At 71.8% G+C, this 19,721-nt stretch carries 17 protein-coding genes and 2 pseudogenes; 9 read left to right on the forward strand and 10 right to left on the reverse strand.

The window, feature by feature from the left end:
* The first annotated feature begins 7 nt into the window (after positions 1 to 7).
* Genes nuoL through nuoN form a run of 3 tightly spaced genes read left to right on the forward strand, consistent with a single transcriptional unit; the run spans position 8 to position 5,134 of the window.
* Positions 8 to 1,903 (forward strand): NADH-quinone oxidoreductase subunit L, encoded by a 1,896-nt coding sequence (nuoL, locus tag ACZ518_RS30315; protein WP_469116204.1) that lies wholly within the window; start codon positions 8 to 10, stop codon positions 1,901 to 1,903.
* A 1-nt stretch (position 1,904) separates the two neighbouring features.
* Positions 1,905 to 3,491, forward strand: coding sequence for an NADH-quinone oxidoreductase subunit M (locus tag ACZ518_RS30320; RefSeq protein WP_469116205.1), 1,587 nt, complete (start codon positions 1,905 to 1,907; stop codon positions 3,489 to 3,491).
* Positions 3,488 to 5,134, forward strand: a complete 1,647-nt coding sequence (gene nuoN / locus ACZ518_RS30325) for an NADH-quinone oxidoreductase subunit NuoN (protein WP_469116206.1) — start codon at positions 3,488 to 3,490, stop codon at positions 5,132 to 5,134. Before ACZ518_RS30320 ends, nuoN begins: the two co-directional genes overlap by 4 nt.
* 99 nt (positions 5,135 to 5,233) lie before the next feature.
* Here the strand turns inward: nuoN and ACZ518_RS30330 are convergent, their stop codons facing one another.
* From ACZ518_RS30330 to fahA, 3 genes are all read right to left on the reverse strand, one after another.
* The gene (locus ACZ518_RS30330; RefSeq protein ID WP_469116207.1) at positions 5,234 to 5,854 is read right to left on the reverse strand and encodes a hypothetical protein; all 621 of its coding nucleotides are present in this window, start codon (positions 5,852 to 5,854) and stop codon (positions 5,234 to 5,236) included.
* 102 nt (positions 5,855 to 5,956) lie between these two features.
* Positions 5,957 to 6,589: a hypothetical protein gene (locus tag ACZ518_RS30335; protein WP_469116208.1), complete on the reverse strand. Its 633-nt coding sequence runs from the start codon at positions 6,587 to 6,589 to the stop codon at positions 5,957 to 5,959.
* Positions 6,590 to 6,682: 93 nt separating this feature from the next.
* The gene (gene fahA, locus ACZ518_RS30340; RefSeq protein ID WP_469116209.1) at positions 6,683 to 7,906 is read right to left on the reverse strand and encodes a fumarylacetoacetase; all 1,224 of its coding nucleotides are present in this window, start codon (positions 7,904 to 7,906) and stop codon (positions 6,683 to 6,685) included.
* A 141-nt stretch (positions 7,907 to 8,047) separates the two neighbouring features.
* Between fahA and ACZ518_RS30345 the strand changes: the two genes are divergently transcribed.
* Positions 8,048 to 8,857, forward strand: coding sequence for an HAD family hydrolase (locus ACZ518_RS30345; RefSeq protein ID WP_469116210.1), 810 nt, complete (start codon positions 8,048 to 8,050; stop codon positions 8,855 to 8,857).
* Positions 8,858 to 8,950: 93 nt separating this feature from the next.
* On the opposite strand, the gene ACZ518_RS30350 is transcribed toward ACZ518_RS30345, so the two are convergent.
* Both ACZ518_RS30350 and ACZ518_RS30355 read right to left on the reverse strand, forming a co-directional pair.
* On the reverse strand, positions 8,951 to 10,957 hold the full coding sequence (locus ACZ518_RS30350) for a CocE/NonD family hydrolase (RefSeq protein WP_469116211.1): 2,007 nt from the start codon (positions 10,955 to 10,957) through the stop codon (positions 8,951 to 8,953).
* 110 nt (positions 10,958 to 11,067) lie between these two features.
* Positions 11,068 to 11,397, reverse strand: a pseudogene (locus ACZ518_RS30355) (peptide MFS transporter); the annotation flags it as partial.
* Positions 11,398 to 11,606: 209 nt separating this feature from the next.
* On the opposite strand from ACZ518_RS30355, the gene ACZ518_RS30360 reads away from it, so the two are divergent.
* The 4 genes from ACZ518_RS30360 (at position 11,607) to ACZ518_RS30375 (ending at position 14,786) form a co-directional block, all read left to right on the forward strand.
* The gene (locus tag ACZ518_RS30360; RefSeq protein ID WP_007265838.1) at positions 11,607 to 12,617 is read left to right on the forward strand and encodes a polyprenyl synthetase family protein; all 1,011 of its coding nucleotides are present in this window, start codon (positions 11,607 to 11,609) and stop codon (positions 12,615 to 12,617) included.
* A 241-nt stretch (positions 12,618 to 12,858) separates the two neighbouring features.
* Complete coding sequence (locus ACZ518_RS30365) at positions 12,859 to 14,073, forward strand: LolA family protein (RefSeq protein ID WP_469116212.1); 1,215 nt, start codon at positions 12,859 to 12,861, stop codon at positions 14,071 to 14,073.
* A 96-nt stretch (positions 14,074 to 14,169) separates the two neighbouring features.
* Positions 14,170 to 14,373, forward strand: a complete 204-nt coding sequence (locus ACZ518_RS30370; RefSeq protein WP_361608417.1) for a hypothetical protein — start codon at positions 14,170 to 14,172, stop codon at positions 14,371 to 14,373.
* Positions 14,370 to 14,786 carry a hypothetical protein gene (locus tag ACZ518_RS30375; RefSeq protein ID WP_125818939.1) on the forward strand — a complete coding sequence of 139 codons (417 nt, stop codon included), beginning with the start codon at positions 14,370 to 14,372 and terminating at the stop codon, positions 14,784 to 14,786. The genes ACZ518_RS30370 and ACZ518_RS30375 overlap by 4 nt, the downstream gene beginning before the upstream one ends.
* On the opposite strand, the gene ACZ518_RS30380 is transcribed toward ACZ518_RS30375, so the two are convergent.
* From ACZ518_RS30380 to ACZ518_RS30395, 4 genes are all read right to left on the reverse strand, one after another.
* Positions 14,760 to 15,158, reverse strand: coding sequence for a hypothetical protein (locus ACZ518_RS30380; protein ID WP_469116213.1), 399 nt, complete (start codon positions 15,156 to 15,158; stop codon positions 14,760 to 14,762). The two genes, ACZ518_RS30375 and ACZ518_RS30380, sit on opposite strands and share 27 nt — an antisense overlap.
* 57 nt (positions 15,159 to 15,215) lie before the next feature.
* The gene (locus ACZ518_RS30385) at positions 15,216 to 16,532 is read right to left on the reverse strand and encodes a M28 family metallopeptidase (RefSeq protein ID WP_469116214.1); all 1,317 of its coding nucleotides are present in this window, start codon (positions 16,530 to 16,532) and stop codon (positions 15,216 to 15,218) included.
* Between the two features lie 216 nt (positions 16,533 to 16,748).
* Positions 16,749 to 17,765: an EamA family transporter RarD gene (rarD, locus tag ACZ518_RS30390; RefSeq protein WP_469116215.1), complete on the reverse strand. Its 1,017-nt coding sequence runs from the start codon at positions 17,763 to 17,765 to the stop codon at positions 16,749 to 16,751.
* Between the two features lie 122 nt (positions 17,766 to 17,887).
* Positions 17,888 to 18,742 (reverse strand): NAD(P)H-binding protein, encoded by an 855-nt coding sequence (locus tag ACZ518_RS30395; protein WP_469116216.1) that lies wholly within the window; start codon positions 18,740 to 18,742, stop codon positions 17,888 to 17,890.
* Positions 18,743 to 18,848: 106 nt separating this feature from the next.
* Between ACZ518_RS30395 and ACZ518_RS30400 the strand changes: the two genes are divergently transcribed.
* Entirely contained in the window at positions 18,849 to 19,259 is a 411-nt protein-coding gene (locus ACZ518_RS30400) for a winged helix-turn-helix transcriptional regulator (protein ID WP_469116217.1), read from the forward strand.
* A gap of 34 nt (positions 19,260 to 19,293) precedes the next feature.
* Here ACZ518_RS30400 and ACZ518_RS30405 read toward each other — a convergent pair.
* Positions 19,294 to 19,721, reverse strand: a pseudogene (locus tag ACZ518_RS30405) (2-oxoacid:ferredoxin oxidoreductase subunit beta); the annotation flags it as partial.

Raw genomic sequence — 19,721 nt, forward strand, 5'->3', positions numbered from 1 at the left:
GTTCACAGTGGAGAATCTGATTGCGCTGCTGGTGGCGGCGCCCCTGCTCGGAGCGGCGGTGCTGCTGTGCGGCGGCCGGCGCCTCGACAAGGCCGGCCACTGGATCGGCACCCTGCTCGCGGCCGTCTCCTTCGGCATCGGCGTCGTCCTCTTCGCCGGCATGCTGGGGCGCGGGGCCGAGGACCGGGCCCTGCACCAGCGGCTGTTCAGCTGGGTGCCGGTGGAGGGCTTCCAGGCGGACATCGCGTTCCAGCTGGACCAGCTGTCGATGACCTTCGTCCTGCTGATCTCCGGGGTCGGCACGCTCATCCACGTGTACTCGATCGGGTACATGGAGCACGACGAGCGCCGCCGCCGCTTCTTCGGCTACCTCAACCTGTTCGTCGCGGCGATGCTGCTGCTCGTCCTCGCCGACAACTACCTGCTGCTGTACTTCGGCTGGGAGGGCGTCGGCCTCGCCTCGTACCTCCTGATCGGCTTCTGGCAGCACAAGCCCAGCGCGGCCACCGCCGCGAAGAAGGCCTTCCTGGTCAACCGGGTCGGGGACATCGGCCTGTCGATCGCCATCATGCTGATGTTCACCACCTTCGGGACCTTCGCCTTCGGGCCGGTGCTGTCGTCCGTCGGCGAGACGGGCGAGGGCACGCTGACGGCGATCGGCCTGATGCTGCTGCTCGCCGCCTGCGGCAAGTCGGCGCAGGTGCCGCTGCAGTCCTGGCTCGGTGACGCGATGGAGGGCCCGACCCCGGTCTCGGCCCTGATCCACGCGGCGACCATGGTCACCGCCGGCGTGTACCTGATCGTGCGCTCCGGGGCGATCTTCAACGGGGCGCCGGACGCCCAGCTGGTCACCACGGTCGTCGGCGCGGTCACGCTCCTCTTCGGTGCGATCGTCGGTTGCGCCAAGGACGACATCAAGAAGGCCCTCGCCGGTTCGACGATGTCGCAGATCGGCTACATGATCCTGGCCGCCGGCCTCGGCCCGGTCGGCTACGTCTTCGCGATCATGCACCTGGTCACGCACGGCTTCTTCAAGGCCGGCCTCTTCCTCGGCGCGGGTTCGGTCATGCACGGCATGAACGACGAGGTCGACATGCGCAAGTACGGCGCCCTGCGGAAGTACATGCCGGTCACCTTCGTCACCTTCGGCCTCGGCTACCTCGCGATCATCGGCTTCCCCGGCCTGTCCGGCTTCTTCTCCAAGGACATGATCATCGAGGCGGCCTTCGCCAAGGGCGGCACCCAGGGCTGGATCCTCGGCGGGGTCGCCCTGCTGGGCGCGGGCATCACCGCCTTCTACATGACCCGGGTCATGCTCCTCACCTTCTTCGGGGAGAAGCGCTGGCAGCCGGACGCAGAGGGCCACGAGCCGCACCCGCACGAGTCCCCGAAGTCCATGACCATCCCGATGATCCTCCTGGCGTTCGGGTCGGTCTTCGCCGGAGGCTTCTTCGAGATCGGCGAGCGCTTCCTGAACTGGCTGGAGCCCGTCACCGGCTACGAGCACGGCCACCCGCCGGTCAGCGCCATGGCGGTGACGGCCTCCACCATGGTCGTCCTCATCGCCGGCGTCGCCATCGCCTGGTCGATGTACGGCCGCCGGCCCGTCCCGGTCGTCGCCCCGCGCGGCTCGTTCCTCACCCGGGCGGCCCGCAGGGACCTGTTCCAGGACGACTTCAACCACGTGGTCCTCGTCCGCGGCGGCGAGCACCTGACCCGCTCCCTCGTCTACCTCGACCACAGCGTCGTCGACGGAGTGGTCAACGGCACGGCCGCCTCGGTCGGCGGGCTCTCCGGCCGGCTGCGCAAGCTGCAGAACGGCTACGCCCGCAGCTACGCGGTGTCGATGTTCGGGGGCACGGCGATCCTGATCGCCGCGACCCTGCTGATGAGGGCGGTGTGAGATGAGTTTCCCGCTTCTGACGCTGACGGCCGCGGTCCCCGCGGCCGGCGCGATCCTCACGGCGGCCGTTCCGGCCGCCCGCCGGACCGCCGCCAAGTGGCTCGCGCTGCTGTTCTCGCTCGCGACGCTGGCCCTGGCCGTACTGGTCGCGGTCCGCTTCGAGCCCGGCGGCGACCGCTACCAGCTCACCGAGTCCCACGCCTGGATCGCCGACTTCGGCGTCCGCTACGAACTGGGCGTCGACGGCATCGGCGTGGCGCTCATCGCCCTCACCGCGCTGCTGATCCCCTTCGTGATCGTGGCCGGCTGGCACGACGCCGACCCGCTGGAGACTTCCTCCTCCCGGTGGCGCCCGACCCAGGGCTTCTTCGCCCTGATCCTGCTGGTCGAGGCCATGGTGGTGATCTCCTTCGAGGCCACCGACGTCTTCCTCTTCTACATCTTCTTCGAAGCCATGCTCATCCCGATGTACTTCCTCATCGGCGGCTTCGGAGACCGGGCCCACGCGGGTTCGGACGCGAACGCCGCCGCGCAGCGCTCGTACGCGGCGGTCAAGTTCCTCCTCTACAACCTGGTCGGCGGCCTGATCATGCTGGCCGCCGTCATCGGGCTGTACGTCGTCGCCGGGAACTTCTCCCTCCAGGAGATCGCCGAGGCCCGCGCCGCGGGCACCCTCGACATGGCGGCCAACACCGAGCGGCTGCTCTTCCTCGGCTTCTTCTTCGCCTTCGCCGTGAAGGCACCGCTGTGGCCGCTGCATACCTGGCTGCCCAACGCGATGGGCGAGTCCACGGCCCCGGTCGCCGTGCTCATCACCGCCATCGTCGACAAGGTCGGCACCTTCGCGATGCTCCGCTTCTGCCTCGGGCTCTTCCCCGAGGCCAGCAAGTGGGCCACCCCGGTGATCCTCGTACTGGCCCTGATCAGCATCGTCTACGGCGCGCTGCTCGCGGTCGGCCAGCGCGACATCAAGAGGCTGATCGCCTACGCCTCGATCTCGCACTTCGGCTTCATCGTCCTGGGCATCTTCGCGATGACCTCCCAGGGCCAGTCCGGAGCCACCCTCTACATGGTCAACCACGGGATCTCCACGGCCGCACTGATGCTCGTCGCCGGCTTCCTGATCTCCCGGCGCGGCTCCCGGCTCATCGCCGACTACGGCGGCGTGCAGAAGGTGGCCCCGGTCCTCGCCGGCACCTTCCTCGTCGGCGGCCTCGCCACCCTGTCCCTGCCCGGCCTCGCGCCGTTCGTCAGCGAGTTCCTCGTCCTCGTCGGCACCTTCGCCCGCTACCCGGTCGTCGGGATCATCGCCACCGTCGGCATCGTGCTCGCCGCGCTGTACACGCTGGTGCTCTACCAGCGCACCATGACCGGCCCCGTGAAGGAGGAGGTCCGCTCCATGCCGGACCTGCGCGCGCGGGAACTGCTGGTGGTCGCCCCGCTGATCGCGCTGCTGATCGGACTGGGCGTCTACCCGAAGGTGCTGACCGACATCGTCAACCCGGCGGTGGAGCACACCATGTCGGACGTGAAGCAGACGGACCCGAAGCCCGAGGTTTCCGTCCAGAACGTGGAGGCGGCCAAGTGATCGCTGCCCAGAGCCTGCTGACCCTGGCGGCCGAAGGACCGGCCGACCGGATCCCGGCCCCGCACATCGAGTACGCGCAGCTCGCGCCCACGCTGATCGTGGTGGGCGCGGCCGTCCTCGGAGTCCTCGTCGAGGCCTTCGTACCGCGCAGGTCCCGCTACTACGTCCAGGTGTTCCTGGCCGTCGCCGCACTGGCCGCGGCCTTCGCGGCGGTCGTCGGCCTCGCCGCCGGCGGCTACGGCAGCACCAAGGCGCACATCGCGGCCATGGGCGCCATCGCCGTCGACGGCCCGGCGCTCTTCCTCCAGGGCACCATCCTGCTGGCCTCCATCGTCGCGGTGTTCACCTTCGCCGAGCGCCGCCTCGACCCGAAGGCGCACGGCAAGCGGGTGGACTCCTTCGCCGCACAGGCCGCGTCCGTGCCGGGCAGCGACAGCGAGAAGGCCGCCGTCAAGGCCGGCTTCACCACCACCGAGGTGTTCCCGCTGGCCCTGTTCGCGGTCTCCGGCATGCTGATCTTCCCGGCCGCCGACGACCTGCTGACGCTGTTCATCGCGCTGGAGGTCTTCTCCCTCCCGCTGTACCTGCTCTGCGCCCTCGCCCGCCGCCAGCGGCTGATGTCGCAGGAGGCCGCGGTCAAGTACTTCCTGCTCGGCGCCTTCTCCTCGGCCTTCCTCCTCTTCGGCATCGCGCTGCTCTACGGCTACGCGGGCTCGGTCTCCTACGCGGTGATCGCCGACGTCGTCGACGGCACCGTCGCCCGGATCGACCCGGCACTCGCCTCCACCATGGGCAACGACGCGCTGCTGCTCATCGGCGGCGCGCTGATCCTGATGGGGCTGCTGTTCAAGGTCGGCGCCGTCCCCTTCCACATGTGGACCCCGGACGTCTACCAGGGCGCCCCGACCCCGGTCACCGGCTTCATGGCGGCGGCGACCAAGGTGGCCGCGTTCGGCGCGCTGCTGCGGCTGCTGTACGTGGTGCTGCCCGGCCTGCGGTGGGACTGGCGGCCGGTGATGTGGGGCGTCGCGATCGTCACGATGCTCGCGGGCGCGGTGATCGCGGTGACCCAGACCGACGTGAAGCGGCTGCTGGCGTACTCCTCCATCGCGCACGCCGGGTTCATCCTGGCCGGTGTGATCGCCACCTCGGAGGAGGGCGTCAAGTCCGTCCTGTTCTACCTGGGCGCCTACTCCTTCGTGACGATCGGAGCCTTCGCGGTGGTCACGCTGGTGCGCGACGCGGGCGGCGAGGCGACGCACCTGTCGAAGTGGGCGGGCCTGGGGCGGCGTTCGCCGCTGACCGCGGCCGTCTTCGCGGTGTTCCTGCTGGCCTTCGCCGGCATTCCGCTGACCTCGGGCTTCGCGGGCAAGTTCGCGGTGTTCAAGGCGGCGGCGGAGGGCGGTGCCGGGGCGCTGGTCGTCGTGGGTGTGATCTCGTCGGCGATCGCCGCGTTCTTCTACATCCGGGTCATCGTGCTGATGTTCTTCAGCGAGCCGAAGGCGGACGGCCCGACGGTGGCCGTGCCCTCGCCGCTGACGATGACCACCATCGCGGTGGGCGTCGCGGTCACCCTGGTCCTGGGTCTGGCCCCGCAGTACTTCCTGGACCTGGCGGGGCAGGCGAGCACCTTCGTCCGCTGATCCGGTCCGTACGGACGGAAGGGCCCGGCCCCCTCGCGGGGGGCCGGGCCCTTCGCCGTGCGGGCGGGGCGGGCTAGGCCCTGATCCGGCGGACAGGCCCTAGTGTCCGTGCGCGTGCGCCGGGGTGGTGGTGCCTGTGGCCGGGGTCTTCTTCGGGGGGCAGGTCAGCCCGGGGTTCCAGTTGTGGAAGCGGCCGGCCGGGTTGTCGGCGTACGCCCACATGTGGAGGTCGTAGTGCTTGGGCATGCCCGCCCAGTGGCCGGGCATCGGGCCGTCGAACGGCAGCCCGAACATGGTGGGCCGGTCGTCGGTGGTCTTCAGGTCCTGGTCCCGGTCGGCGGACATCCACTCCACCGTCTGGAGCTTGCGCCGGCCCTTGCTGTCCTTGTGGGTGCTGTAGAGGAGCGCGGTCGGCCTGGCGGGGTCCTTCGAACCCCAGTTGGACTCCTTGACGTAGTGGTAGCCCATGGTGCCGACCCCGAACGGGTTGGTCATGCACTCCTCGCCGTGCGGTACGTACCCGTCCCTGAGGGCCGCCTGCTCGTCCACGTACTTGGCCGTCGCCGCAATCGCCGTGGCCATGTCGCGCATCGCCTGCGCGTTGCGGGGGTCGGGTGCCGGGCCGTCCACCGCGTGCGCCGGGGGCAGGGCGGCCAGGAGCAGGGACGCGCCGGCGACGGCACAGGCGAGCAGGGCCTTCGGGCTGCGGTGCACGGACATGGGAGCTCCTGGTGGTTCGGGGCCTGTCCCGGAGGGGCTTTCGTTCGTCCACCTTCGCGGCGGGGCGGCCGGCGTGCACGCGGCGGGATGCCAAACGGGGGGTCAGGAGGGGGACGCCGCCTGGGGAGCGGCGGGCACGGCGGGCGCAGGGGGTGCGGCGGGTGCGGCGGGTGCGGCGGGCACGGTGGGGCGCGGCCGGGTGGTGCCGGGGCGGCAGACGACCTTCGGGTTGAAGGGCTCGAACCGCCCGGAGGGGTTCCGCTTCCACAGCCACAGGTGCAGCGAGTAGTGCACCTTCTGGCCCGCGTACCGGGCGGGCAGCGGGCCGCGGAAGGGCTGCCCGAACAGGGAGGGGCGGTCGTCGTCGGTGTCCGCGCGGCCGTCGCGGTCCACGACCATCCATTCGAGGCCGGCCAGCCGCCAGTGCCCCGCGCCGTCGCCCTCGTAGAGCAGGGCCGTGGGCTTCTTGGGGTCGGTGGAGCCGTCGTAGGCGTGGTTGAAGTGCGGGTAGCCGAGGGCCCCGCCGCCTTCACCCGGGTTGACCACGCAGTACTGGTCGGGGACGTAGCCGGCGGCGACGGCCAGCCGGTGATCGCGGTACTTGGCGGTCGCCATGAAGGTGGCGGCCAGTTGGGCGGTGGGCGTGGCCGTCGGGGTGGCGGGGGCCGCGCCCAGCGTGAGGGAGGCGGCGGCGGCGAGGGCCAGGGGGGCGAGCTTTGCGGTACGAGGGGCCATGCGAGCAGGGTCACCTCGGCCCCGGACCCCCGCCACCCGGACGGCGCGGGCGGAGTAGGCGGCGGGGGTGCCCCGCCGCCTCCTTCCGTACCGTCAGGCGGCGGTGATGCGGCCGGTCACCTCGCCGAGGCCGACGCGGGTGCCGTCGGCGCCGGGGGCCCACGCGGTGAGGGTGACGGTGTCGCCGTCCTCCAGGAAGGTGCGCTTGCCGTCGGCGAGCTCGACGGCGTCACGGCCGTTCCAGGTGAGCTCCAGCAGGGAGCCGCGCTCGTCGACCTCAGGGCCGCTGACCGTGCCGGAGCCGTACACGTCGCCGGTGCGCAGCGAGGCGCCGTTGACGGTCATGTGGGCCAGCTGCTGGGCGGCCGTCCAGTACATCGAGGCGAACGGCGGACGGGCCACCTCCTGCCCGTTGATGGAGACCGTGATGCGCAGGTCGAAGCCGCCGGGGCGGTCGACGTCGGAGTCGTCCAGGTAGGGCAGCAGCGGGAAGTCCCGGGCGGGCGGGGCGACGCGGGCCGCGTCCAGGGCCTCCAGGGGGGTCACCCAGGCGGAGACGGAGGTCGCGAACGACTTGCCGAGGAAGGGGCCGAGCGGCACGTACTCCCAGGCCTGGATGTCGCGCGCGGACCAGTCGTTGAGGAGGAACAGCCCGAAGACGTGGTCCTCGAAGTCGCCGAGCGCGACCGGACGGCCCATCTGCGAGGGGGTGCCGACGACGAAGCCGACCTCGGCCTCGATGTCGAGCTTCACGGACGGCCCGAAGACCGGCGCGGGGTCGGTGGGGGCCTTGCGCTGCCCGGAGGGCCGGACCACGTCGGTGCCGGAGACCACGATCGTCCCCGACCGGCCGTGGTAACCGATCGGCAGGTGCTTCCAGTTGGGGGTGAGCGCGTCCCCGTCCGGGCGGAAGATCCGTCCGACGTTGGTGGCGTGGTGCTCGCTCGCGTAGAAGTCGACGTAGTCGGCGACCTCGTACGGCAGGTGCAGCCGCACTCCGTCGAGCGGCAGCAGGTGCGGCTCGACCGTCCCGCGGTGACCGGGGTCGGTGACCCAGGCGGTCAGCGCGCGGCGCACGTCGCGCCAGGCGGTGCGGCCGGCGGCCAGCAGCGGGTTCAGCGAACCCTGGGCGAGCAGCCCGGCGTACGGGGACCCGAGCGCGACGGCCACGGCCCCCGCGTCGAGCACGTACCCGCCGATGCGCACGCCGACCCGGCGGCGCTCCGGCTCCGCCGGGGTGGAGAAGACGCCGTAGGGGAGGTTGTGCGGCCCGAACGGGTCGCCCTCGGGGACATCGAGGGGGCTCTGCTGGGGCATGGGGTGCTGCCTCGCTTTCGAGGGGGGCCGGGGGTGTCCCGGGGGCTGGCTGACACGTTACGTGGCGTGTGGGGTCTGTGGGAGGCCGGATTAGGGCGCTATTCATAGGAGTTGTCCAGCGGGGTCCGTATCCTTGGCCGGGTGACTTCCGCCCTCCCCTACGCCTTGATCGCCACCGACCTGGACGGGACTCTGCTGCGCGCCGGTGACACCGTCTCCGCCCGGTCGTGCGCGGCGCTCGCGACGGCGCGCGCGGCCGGCGCCCGGCACATCGTCGTCACCGGCCGCCCGGTCCCACAGATCCGGCACGTCCTGGACGACCTTGGATACTCGGGGCTCGCGGTGTGCGGGCAGGGCGCGCAGGTGTACGACGCGGCGCGCGGGATCCTGCTGCACTCCGTCGCGATGGACCGGGGCCTGGCCGAGGTGGCGCTCGGGAAGATCGAGGCGGAGATCGGCGAGGTGTACGTGGCCGTCAACCAGGAGGGGCTGGACGCGGAGATGCTGGTGGGCCACGGCTACCGGATGCCGCACCCGCACCTGCCGATGGTGCGGGTCCGCGGCCGCGGCGAGCTGTGGTCGTCGCCGATCAACAAGGTGCTGCTCCAGCACCCGCGGCTGGACGACGACGAGCTGACGCGGGTGGCGCGGTCGGTGGTCGGTGACCTGGTGAACGTCACCATGGCGGGGGAGCACACGGTGGAACTCCAGCCGCCGGGCGTCGACAAGGCGACGGGGCTCGCGCGGGCGGCTTCGGTCCTGGAGGTCGCGGCGGAGTCGACGATCGCCTTCGGCGACATGCCGAACGACATCCCGATGTTCGCGTGGGCCGCCCACGGGGTGGCCATGGCCAACGCCCACCGCGAGCTGGTCGCCGTCGCCGACGAGGTCACCCTCTCGAACGAGGCCGACGGCATCGCGGCGGTCCTGGAACGGCTGTTCCCTTCTTGACGCGCCGCCGCCGTCTTCACGCGCCGCCGCCGTCTTCACGCGCCGCCACCTTCTTCACGCGCCGCGCGAGCGGCGCGTCAAAAAGGGGGGGGCTCAGCCCGCTGCGCGGGGGAGGCGACGTTCCCACGTGCGGTGGAAGAGGACCTCCTCGCCCTCGCGGCAGACGACCTCGTTCACCGTCAGGAAGCCGCCCTCGTCGCACGAGATCTCCGACCGGGTCTCCACCCGCGCGTCCCAGCCCTCCTCCGGCCGGTGCAGCCGGATCCGCCATTCGGAGAGGGTGCGGGCGGAGAGGGGGTCCGACTGCTGGATCTCGTAGACCTCCGCCGCGTCCTCCTCGTACTCCAGCCCGTCCGGGTATACCCGCGTCCCCCCGTACCGGGGGTCCACCTCCAGCCGCCACACCCCGCGCGCGACGTCCCGTACGACGACCCGCTCCGGACGCGGCGCGTCCAGCGTCTCCGGGTACACCACCCCCAGCGGCTCCGCCTGCTCCGGCGGCTCGAAGGCGATCCCCGCGTCGAGGGGGGAGTCCGAGCTGCGGATGGGGAGTTCCAGGGTGCTGCCCGCGGGGTCCAGGGTCCAGCCGGCCTCCGAGCCGGCCCGCGGCCAGATCCACGGCCAGTACGCGGAGGACACCGCGAGCCGGATCCGGTGCCCGGGCGGGAAGGAGTGGCCGATGCCGTTCAGCTCGAAGGTGACGTCCTCGTACGAGCCCACCCGCCACGGCGCCGCCCGGTCCCGCCCGTGCCGCGCCGACAGGTTCAGCGCACCCCGCGTGACCAGCGTCGACGCCCCGTCGGGGGCGACGTCGCAGAGCCGGGCCACGACCTGCCCGTACGGGACGTCCATCCGCAGCCGCAGGGTGACCGAGGGGCGGCCCAGGACCTCCACGGGCTCGCCGTCGGCCACCGGGAACTCGAAGCAGGCCGACTTCGCGTCCTCCTCCCGCTGGTCCGGCGGCAGGTCGGCGTCGTTGCCGAAGGGGAAGAAGCGACCGGCGTCCAGCCCGGTGTGCTGCGGCGAGGCCACGGCCACCGGCGCGCCCTGCAGCCCGTAGGAGACGGGCACGACCGAGGGCGACGGCCACGCCTTCTCGCCGGCCCAGCGTCCCGGCAGCCGGTCGTACACGGTGGCCGGGCGGTGCGGGCCGCTGATCCACGCGCGCAGCAGGGGCTCGTCCATCACCCCGTTGTCGGCGCCCTTGAGCCAGTGGTCCCACCAGCGCAGGGTTTCCTGGAGGAAGCCGATCGCCGGCCCCGGCGGCAGCCCCCGGTCCGGGTACTGGTGCGACCAGGGCCCGATCAGGCCGCGCACGCGGGAGGCGGGCAGGCGGGAGACCAGCCGCAGCACCGTGTCCCGGTAGGGGTCGTGCCAGCCGCCCACCGCGAGGACCGCCGCGCCGATCGCCCCGTAGTCCTCGCAGACGCTGCCGTGGCGCCAGTAGGCGTCGCGGGTCTGGTGCGAGAGCCAGGTGTGGATCAGGGGCTCCACGCCCTCCAGCCGGTCCAGCCACATCTGCCGCCAGCCGTCGCCCGCGTAGCGCGGGTCCGGCGGGCGGGAGGCGAAGGCCAGCATGGTGGCGGCCCAGGCGTGCATGTCCACGGCCAGTACCGACCCGCCCATGTAGTGGGCGTCGTTGTCGTAGCGGTCGTCCGTCGAGCAGACGGTGACGACGGCCTTCAGCGCCCCGGGCGCGAGCGCGGCGATCTGGAGGCTGTTCAAGCCGCCCCAGGAGATCCCGAACATCCCCACCGCCCCGGTGCACCACGGCTGCGCCGCCAGCCACTCCACCACCGCGACCCCGTCGGCCAGTTCCCGTGCGTCGTACTCGTCGCCGGGCCGGCCCCCGCTGCACCCGTGGCCGCGTACGTCCACCCGTACGGAGGCGTAGCCGTGCCCGGCGTACCAGGGGTGGCGCTGGCGGTCGCGGGGCGCGGTCCAGTCCGTCAGCCGGTACGGGAGGTACTCCAGCAGGGCCGGGACGGGCTCGTCCGTGACCGGGCGCCAGATCCGGGCGTACAGCTCCACCCCGTCGGGCATCGGGATCCGGACATCCTCGTGGGTGGTGGCGTACGGGAAGTCGGTACGGATGATCATCGGGTTCCTTCACCGGCCCCTCAGTGGACGGGATGCATCGTGCGGCGCAGCCAGGGCGCCGCAGCGATCACGGCCGGGCCGGCGGCGACCGCGTCGGCGCCGTTGACGCCGAACGGGCGCAGGCGTCCGCGCTCCTCGGGCGTCACCCGTGGGCTGCGGAACACGAGCGCGAAGCAGACGACCGGGGCGATCACCGGGACGAGGGTCGGCAGGTCGGCGAAACGGCCCGTCGTCAACCAGCCGATACCCGCCGGGAGGGTGGCGCAGGCCCGCGGTCATGCCGACGGCGGCGGAGAAGCCCCAACGTTGGGCTTGAGCAGGCCGGTGCCCGCGCTGACCAGGCCCAGGCCGGTCCAGGTCATGGCGGCGGTGGGCACGGCCATGGCGTAGTGCCCGCAGGCGATCAGGATGCCGCCGGCCAGGGCGGCGCGGTAGGAGCCGGGTGGCAGTTCTGGACAAAACGCATTCTCCGGTCGTTTTGGCTTCCACCGAACATACCGGGGTGGAACGGACTGCGCGTGTGCGGCAACCGGACAGGCGCTCTCGGTGATCGAAAACAGACCGGATACGCTGGCTTGAGTGATGGCAGCGACACATCGACAATCCATGTGATCGTCAGCGTGATCGTCAGCAGACAGGAGTACCCCTCGTGACCGTCGTCGGGCCGTTCGGACTGAGCGTGCGGGACCAGGCTCTTGAGACCGATGTCCAGGCCGGACTGGCCGCCGTCGAGGCGGGTCTGCTGGAGGCCACCAAGAGCGAAGTCCCCTTCATCACCGAGGCCGCGCAGCATCTGGTGCGCGCCGGAGGCAAGCGGTTCAGGCCGCTGCTGGTGATGCTGGCCTCCCGCTTCGGCGACCCCTACGCGCCCGGCATCGTGCCGTCCGCGGTGGTCGTGGAGCTCACGCACCTGGCGACGCTCTACCACGACGACGTCATGGACGAGGCGGACGTACGCCGCGGGGTGGAGAGCGCCAACACCCGCTGGGGCAACTCCGTGGCGGTCCTGACGGGTGACTTCCTGTTCGCCCGTGCGTCGCACATCCTCGCGGACCTCGGGCCGGAGGCCGTGCGCATCCAGGCCGAGGCCTTCGAGCGGCTCGTGACGGGCCAGATCCTGGAGACGGCCGGTCCGCGCGACGGCCGCGACCCGGTCGCGCACTACCTGGACGTCATCGCCGGCAAGACCGGCTCGCTGATCGCCGTCTCCGGCCGCTTCGGCGCGCTGATGTCCGGCGCCGACGAGTCCGTCGTCGACATCCTGACCCAGTACGGCGAGCGCCTCGGCACCGCCTTCCAGCTCGCGGACGACGTCCTCGACATCGCCTCCGACTCGCACGAGTCCGGCAAGACCCCCGGTACCGACCTGCGCGAGGGCATCCCGACCCTGCCCGTGCTGCGGCTGCGCGAGATGGCCGAGCGGGACCGGCGCCCCGAGGACCTGGAGCTCGTCGCCCTGCTGGACGGAGACCTCACGGACGACGCCCGGCACGCCGAGGTCCTCGCCCGGCTGCGGGTGCACCCCGCGCTGGAGCAGGCCCGCCGCGACACCGTCCAGTACGCGGAGGACGCGCGCGCCACGCTCGCCCCGCTGCCGGAGTGCTTCGCGAAGTCGGCGCTCGAAGAACTGTGCGACGCGGTGGTCCACCGCGCGGGCTGACCCCGCGCCACCACTTCTGGAACGGGCACTGCCGGAACGGGCCCCTCCGCCCCTGCGACCCCTACGGGTCGGGGCGGAGGGGCCCTCCCCGTGTCATCCCACGGTTGTACGCGGAGTTGATTCCGGGGGCTGACGCCCCCGGCTCCCCGATTTGGTCAGATGGAGTCATCGAACCCCACCGGATCGGGTGAGTGCGGCGCCACGGGGCCGCCGCCGAATACACAGAGGGCAGGGCATTCAGATGGCAGCGAACACGAAGACCTCGCGCAAGGCCGCCCGGTACGCCGTACCGGTAGCCGTGGCGGGTGTTGCGGCGGCAACCGTCGCGATGGTCCCGGCCTTCGCCAACGCCGGAGGACCGGACCTGCCCAAGGTGACGGCACAGCAGCTGATCGAGAAGGTCGCGGCCTCCGACGTACAGCAGCTCTCCGGCACCGCCAAGATCACCACCGACCTCGGCCTGCCGAAGATCGCCTCCGGGCTGCTGGGCGGCGGCGGGCTCGCGGGCGGCTCGGCCAACCCCGAGGACAAGATCGCGCAGCTGGCGAACGGGACGCACACCTTCCGGGTCGCGGCCGACGGCCCCGACCGCCAGAAGCTCACCTTCCTCGACGGCAAGGACGAGTACACCCTCGTCCACAACGGCCAGGACGTCTGGGGCTACGACTCCAAGTCCAACGAGGTCTTCCACGACAAGGACGCCCAGAACGCCGGCCAGGACCACAAGAAGACCGCCGAGCGCCTCCCGGCCTCCCCACAGGAGCTGGCGCAGGAGGTCCTCAAGGCCGCCGGCCCCACGACCGACATCACCGTGGGCGACACCGCGCAGGTCGCGGGGCGCGACGCCTACCAGCTGGTCCTCAAGCCCAAGCAGAGCGGCTCCACCGTCGGCTCGGTGCAGATCGCGGTCGACGCCAAGAACGGCGTGCCGCTGCGCATCCAGCTGCTGTCCGGCCAGGGCGGCAAGCCGATCGTCGACGCGGGCTTCACCCAGGTGGACTTCGCCAAGCCGGCCGCCGACGCCTTCACCTTCACCCCGCCGAAGGGCGCCAAGGTGACCGAGGGCACCGAGCACGGCAAGGGGCAGAAGGACGACAAGCCGCTCAAGGCGCTGGAGTCCTTCCCCGGCCTCGGCGACCTGGCCGGCGGGGCGAACGGCAAGGGCGACGTGAAGGTCCTCGGCGAGGGCTGGTCCGCGGTGGCGCGCATCGACTCGGGCGCCGGCCAGGGCGGCAAGTCCGGCAAGTCCCTCAAGGAACTCGAGAACGACAAGAGCACGCCCAAGGAGGCCAAGCAGTTCCTCGACTCCCTCGGTGACAAGGTCACCGGGAAGTTCGGCGAGGGCCGGGTCTTCTCCACCCGCCTGGTCAACGCGCTGATCACGGACGACGGCAAGGTCTACGTCGGCGCGGTCACCAAGGACCAGCTGGTCAAGACGGCCGACTCCGCCAAGTAGCGGCCACGGCACGAGGGTGGCCCGGGACCTGTGTCCCGGGCCACCCTTCTGCCGTTCCCCTCCTGCGTACAGCGGTCCCGCTGTACCGTGATGGACATGTCGAGACACGTCACCATCCGCCTGGACGAAGAGTTCCACGAACGCCTCAAGGCGCGCGCGGCGGCGCTGGGGACGACGGTCACCGCGCTCATCACCGAGGTCACGGAACGCGAACTCGACGAGGACCGCAAGACGTTCCTCACCGGTATAGAGGAGTTCGCCGACCACTGGGGCTACTTCCAGGAGCGGTTCGGCAATTGAAGATCACCATGGAGTGGGCCTGGACCGCGCTGGCCCACCATCTGCCATCGGATCCCGCCGTATGGGACCCCTCCGGGGTGGCCGCCGCCGTCGCCCGGCACCAGAACGACCTGGTCATGGTCCCGGAGCAGCCCGCCCCCGACACCGCCTGGCGGGCCGCGGCCTTCCTGCACACGCTCGCCGTCTGCCCCGCGCTGGAATCCCCGATGAACGAGTTCTACGCGGCCGCCGCGACCCGCTCGTACCTGCGGGTGGCCGGCGCGAAGCAGCTGCCCTCGCCCGAGGAGCTCGGCGACCTGGTGGAGGCCGCGAAGCTGGGCCGCGCCGACGTGGCCGCGGTCGCCCAGGAGCTGCGCGCCCGCATCCAGGAGCCCCTGCCCGCCTCGCTACGCCCCGGCGCGGAGGACGCGTAGCACCATCGGGGCCTCGTCGGGGTGCAGCCGCAGCTCGGTGGCGCCGTCCTCGGAGCGGAAGGCCACGCTGAGCTCGTCGGCGGAGACCGGCTCCAGGGGCGGGAAGCCGGCCGCGAGGGCGGCCGGGGCGCCCTTGGCGTACCAGTGGACGGGGCCGGCCGCGCCGCCCGGCGGCAGCTCCAGATGCCCCTCGCGCCACCGGCCGGCGGTCAGTCCGCGGTCCCGCAGGTCGCAGGGGACGCGGACGGCGCGGCCCCGGGCGTGGTCCGCGAGCCGCCGGAGCCGCCGCCGTCTGCGCACCAGGAGCGCGGGGTTGACGGCGGCGGCGGCCTGCGCGAGCAGGGTGAACAGGGCGGCGATCAGCTCCGGCATGATCCGATCAGATCATGCCGGAGCCCTAGAGGTCTAGACCATTCTGCCGGTTCGTGCTCAGAAGGTGATCTTCCAGCTGTTGATGTAGCCCACGTCCTGCGCGGCCACGTCCTTGACCTGGAGCTTCCAGACGCCGTTGGCGACCTCGCCGGAGGCGTCCACCGTGTAGCTGGTGACCAGGTTGTCGGCGGAGTCCGAGCTGGAGTTCTTCAGCCGGTACGCCGTCCCGTCCGGGGCGATCAGGTCGATCACCAGGTCACCGCGGTAGGTGTGGACGATGTTCACGTCCACCTTGGTGGTGGCCGGCGCGTTGCCCGTGACGCCCGACACCGTGATCGGCGAGGTCACCGCGGCGGCGGGGGAGTCCGGGATGTTCACGTCCGCGGTGTTCTCGAAGGACGGGCCCGGCGGGACCGGGGTGGCCGCCCCGAGGTTCCAGATCGCGTAGGCGATGGCGTCGGCGTTGCGGTCCAGGGCGGTGTCGTTGATGTTCGCCGTGGTGTCGCAGGACGAGTGGTAGCAGCGGTCGAAGGCCTGGCCGGAGGTGCCGCCCCACTTCTGCGCCTGGGCGGCCGTCTTGGTGTAGTCGGCGCCGGAGAACAGGCCGCCGACCGGGATCCCGGCGTTCTTGAACGGCGCGTGGTCGGAGCGGCCGTCGCCCTCGGTCTCGATCTCGGTGGGGATGCCGAGGCCCGCGTAGTAGTTCTTGAAGGTCTGCTCGATGGTCGGGTCGTCGTCGTAGACGAAGTAGCCCGGGTTCGGCGAGCCGATCATGTCGAAGTTCAGGTAGCCGGAGATCTTCGCCTTCTCCGCCGCCGGCAGGCTGTTCACGTAGTACTTCGAGCCGACCAGGCCCAGCTCCTCCGCGCCCCACCAGCCGAAGCGCAGGTGCTTCGTCGGCTGGAGGTTCGCGCGGGACACCGCGAGCGCGGCCTCCAGGACGGCCGCCGAGCCGGAGCCGTTGTCGTTGATGCCGGGGCCCGAGGTCACCGAGTCCAGGTGCGAGCCGGACATCAGGACCGAGTTCGGGTCGCCGCCCGGCCAGTCGGCTATCAGGTTGTAGCCGGTCGCGCCGCTGGAGGTGAAGGTCTGCAGGCTGGTGGTGAAGCCCGCCGCGTCCAGCTTGGCCTTCACGTAGTCGATCGAGGCCTTGTAGCCGGCCCGGCCGTGGGCGCGGTTGCCGCCGTTGTTGGTGGCGATGGTCTGGAACTGCGACAGGTGCGCCTTGACGTTGGCCAGCGGGATGTCCGGCGGGGTCGGTGCCGCGGTGACGGCCGTGGGTGCCGCGAGCGCGGCGGGAGAGGTGGCGGCCAGCAGCCCGGCGACCGCGATCGCGGTCGCGGCGGCAAGGCGCCGGGAGACGGACAGGCTCATGTGGGGGCTCCGGGATTCCGTTGGGATGGTCCGTCGGGGATGGGACGGAACGTGCGGGAATCGTGCAGGTGAGCGTGGTGCGTCAGTGCGAGCCTGATGTTCAGTGAGAGCGTGACTATCCGTCAAGACCACAATCCGGTCAGGGTGGTTCGGAAAACGGACGATCCCCGGTACGGATGTTCCGTACCGGGGATCGTGTGGTGTATCGGTGCGCGGCTACGCGGGTTCGCGGGTCGGCGCCGGTTCCGTACCGGGCGCCGCCGGAGCCCCTCCGGCGCCGGCCTCCGATGCGGACGCGGACGCGGCCCCGGCCGCCGCCGTGGCGGAGGCTTCGGCGAGCAGGGCCCGCGAACGCCGGGCGGTCCGCAGCGCGTCCCAGGTCAGCAGGACCAGCGCGGCCCAGACCAGCGAGAAGCCGGCCCACCGCTCCGGCGGCATCGCCTCGTGGAAGTAGACGACCCCGAGCGCGAACTGGAACACCGGCGCCAGGTACTGGAGCAGGCCCAGCGTGGACAGCGGCACCCGGATCGCGGCCGCCCCGAAGCAGACCAGCGGGATCGCGGTGACCAGCCCGGTCGCGGCCAGCAGCGCCGAGTGCCCGAGCCCTTCTGCGGCGAAGGTCGACCGCCCCTGAACCCCCAGCCACACCAGGTAGCCCAGGGCGGGCAGGAACTGCAGGGCCGTCTCGGCGGCCAGCGACTCCAGCCCGCCCATGCCGAGCTTCTTCTTGATCAGCCCGTAGGCGGCGAAGGAGAAGGCCAGCGTGAGCGAGATCCACGGCAGCCGCCCGTAGCCGACGGACAGCACCGCCACGGCGGCGAAGCCGATCCCCACCGCCGCCCACTGGGCCCGGCGCAGCCGCTCGCCCAGCACCAGGACGCCGATGGCGATGGTGACCAGCGGGTTGATGAAGTAGCCGAGGCTGGCCTCGACGACCTGGCCGTTGTTGACCGCCCAGATGTAGAGGCCCCAGTTCACGCTGATCACGGCCGCCGCGAGGGCCGTCAGCCCGAGCTTGCGCGGCTGCCGGGCGATCTCGGCGATCCAGCCCCAGCGGCGCAGCGCGAGGAGCGCGACGCCGACCACGGCCAGCGACCAGACCATGCGGTGGGCGAGGATCTCGATCGCCCCGGAGGGCTTGAGCAGCGGCCAGAAGAGGGGGACCAGCCCCCACATCCCGTACGCGCCGAATCCGTAGAGCAAACCCGTGCGCTGCTCGTTCTCCGCCTTCACGGGCCCTCCAGTGCGACTTCCGGCCAATCTCACAACCTCACGACGGTATCGCCGCAAGGCCCCCGCTGTCATGCCCGTCCCGGGGAGATACTCATGACACGGCGGGGGCGGGAGGGTCGGGATCAGGCCAGGGCGGCGGCGATGGCCTCCGCCACCGGCGTCGTCGGGCGCCCGATCAGGCGCGACAGGTCGCCGCTGGTCCCCGCCAGCCGGCCGCGCGAGATCGCCGCGTCCACGTCGACGAGGATCGCCGCGAAGGGCTCGGGCACCCCGGCGCCGGTCAGCACCGTCAGGTGCGCGTCGGCCTCCACGGCGGCGTACGAGACCTCGCGGCCGGACTGCCGCGCCACCTCGTCGGCGTACTCGGCCAGGCTCCAGGCGGTGTCCCCGGACAGCTCGTAGACCCGGCCCAGGTGGCCCTCGCCGGTCAGCACCGCCGCGGCGGCCGCCGCGTAGTCGGCCCGTGCCGCCGAGGCGATCCGGCCCCCGCCCGCGCTGCCGACGACCGCGCCGTGCTCCAGGACGGCGGGGAGCTGGGCGGTGTAGTTCTCGTGGTACCAGCCGTTGCGCAGGAAGGTGTGGGGGAGTCCGGAGTCGAGGATCGCCTGCTCGGTGGCCTTGTGCTCGGCGGCCAGCTCGAAGTCGGCCTCGGGCCCGCCGAGGATGCCGGTGTAGGCCAGCTGGGCGACGCCGGCCGCCGCCGCGGCCTTGACCACGGCGGTGTGCTGCGGGATCCGCCGCCCGACCTCGCTGCCGGAGATCAGCAGGACCCGGTCGCCGGCCCGGAAGGCGCCGGCGAGGGCGGCCGGGTCGTCGTAGTCGGCGATCCGTACGTCGATGCCGCGCGCGGCCAGGCCGGCGGCCTTTTCCGCGCTGCGTACGACCACGGCCAGCTCGGTGGCCGGGACCCGCTGCAGCAGCTCCTCGACGACGAGGCGGCCGAGGGATCCGGTGGCTCCGGTGACGACGATGCTCATGATGCGCTCCTGGTGCGTGGGGTTTCGGGGTCCTTCGGGGTGATGGCACCAGCGTATGGATAGCGCTAACTATTCGTAAGTACCCACTTCGAAGTAAGGTACTGGCATGGACGTAAGTGTGAAGCGCCCCGTGGACGCGAAGGCCGCGAGCGTGAAGGCCGCGAGCGTGAAGGCCCCGATGTGCCCGTCGCGCGGGATCCTGGAGCACGTCACCAGCCGCTGGGGCGTACTGGTCCTCGCCGCCCTGGTGGAGCGCTCGTACCGGTTCAGCGAGCTGCGCCGGGAGGTGGGCGGGGTCAGCGAGAAGATGCTCGCCCAGACCCTCCAGACGCTGGAGCGCGACGGCTTCGTACTGCGCCACGCGCACCCGGTGATCCCGCCGCACGTGGACTACTCCCTCACGGAGCTGGGCCGGGAGGCCGCCGAGCAGGTGTGGGCCCTGGCCCGCTGGACGGAACGCCGCACCGGCGAGGTGCAGCGGGCCCGGACGGCGTACGACGAAGCCCGGACCCCGTAGCGGGGTCCGGGCTCGCGGTCGTCGGCCGGGTGCCTCAGCCGATCACGGTCCAGGTGTCGGAGCCGGCCAGCAGGGTCGCCAGGTCGCCCTTGCCGCGCTGGTCGACGGCCGCGTCGAGCTGGTCGGCCATGAGGGTGTCGTAGACGGGCCGCCGCACGCTTCGGAAGACGCCGATGGGTGTCCGGTGGAGGGTGTCGGGGTCGGCGAGGCGGGAGAGGGCGAAGGCGGTGGTGGGGGAGGCCGTGTGGGCGTCGTGGACCAGGATCCGGGCTTCGTTGGCGGGGGTGATGTCGACGGCTTCGAGTTCGCCGGTGCGTTCGTCGCGGACGATTCCCTTGGTGTCGTCGGTGCCGAAGCGGATGGGTTTGCCGTGTTCGAGGCGGATGACGGCTTCCTTGGCCTGTTCCTGGTCCTTGAGGGCTTCGAAGGCGCCGTCGTTGAAGATGTTGCAGTTCTGGTAGA

This window comes from Streptomyces sp. NPDC033966 (genome assembly GCF_055575955.1).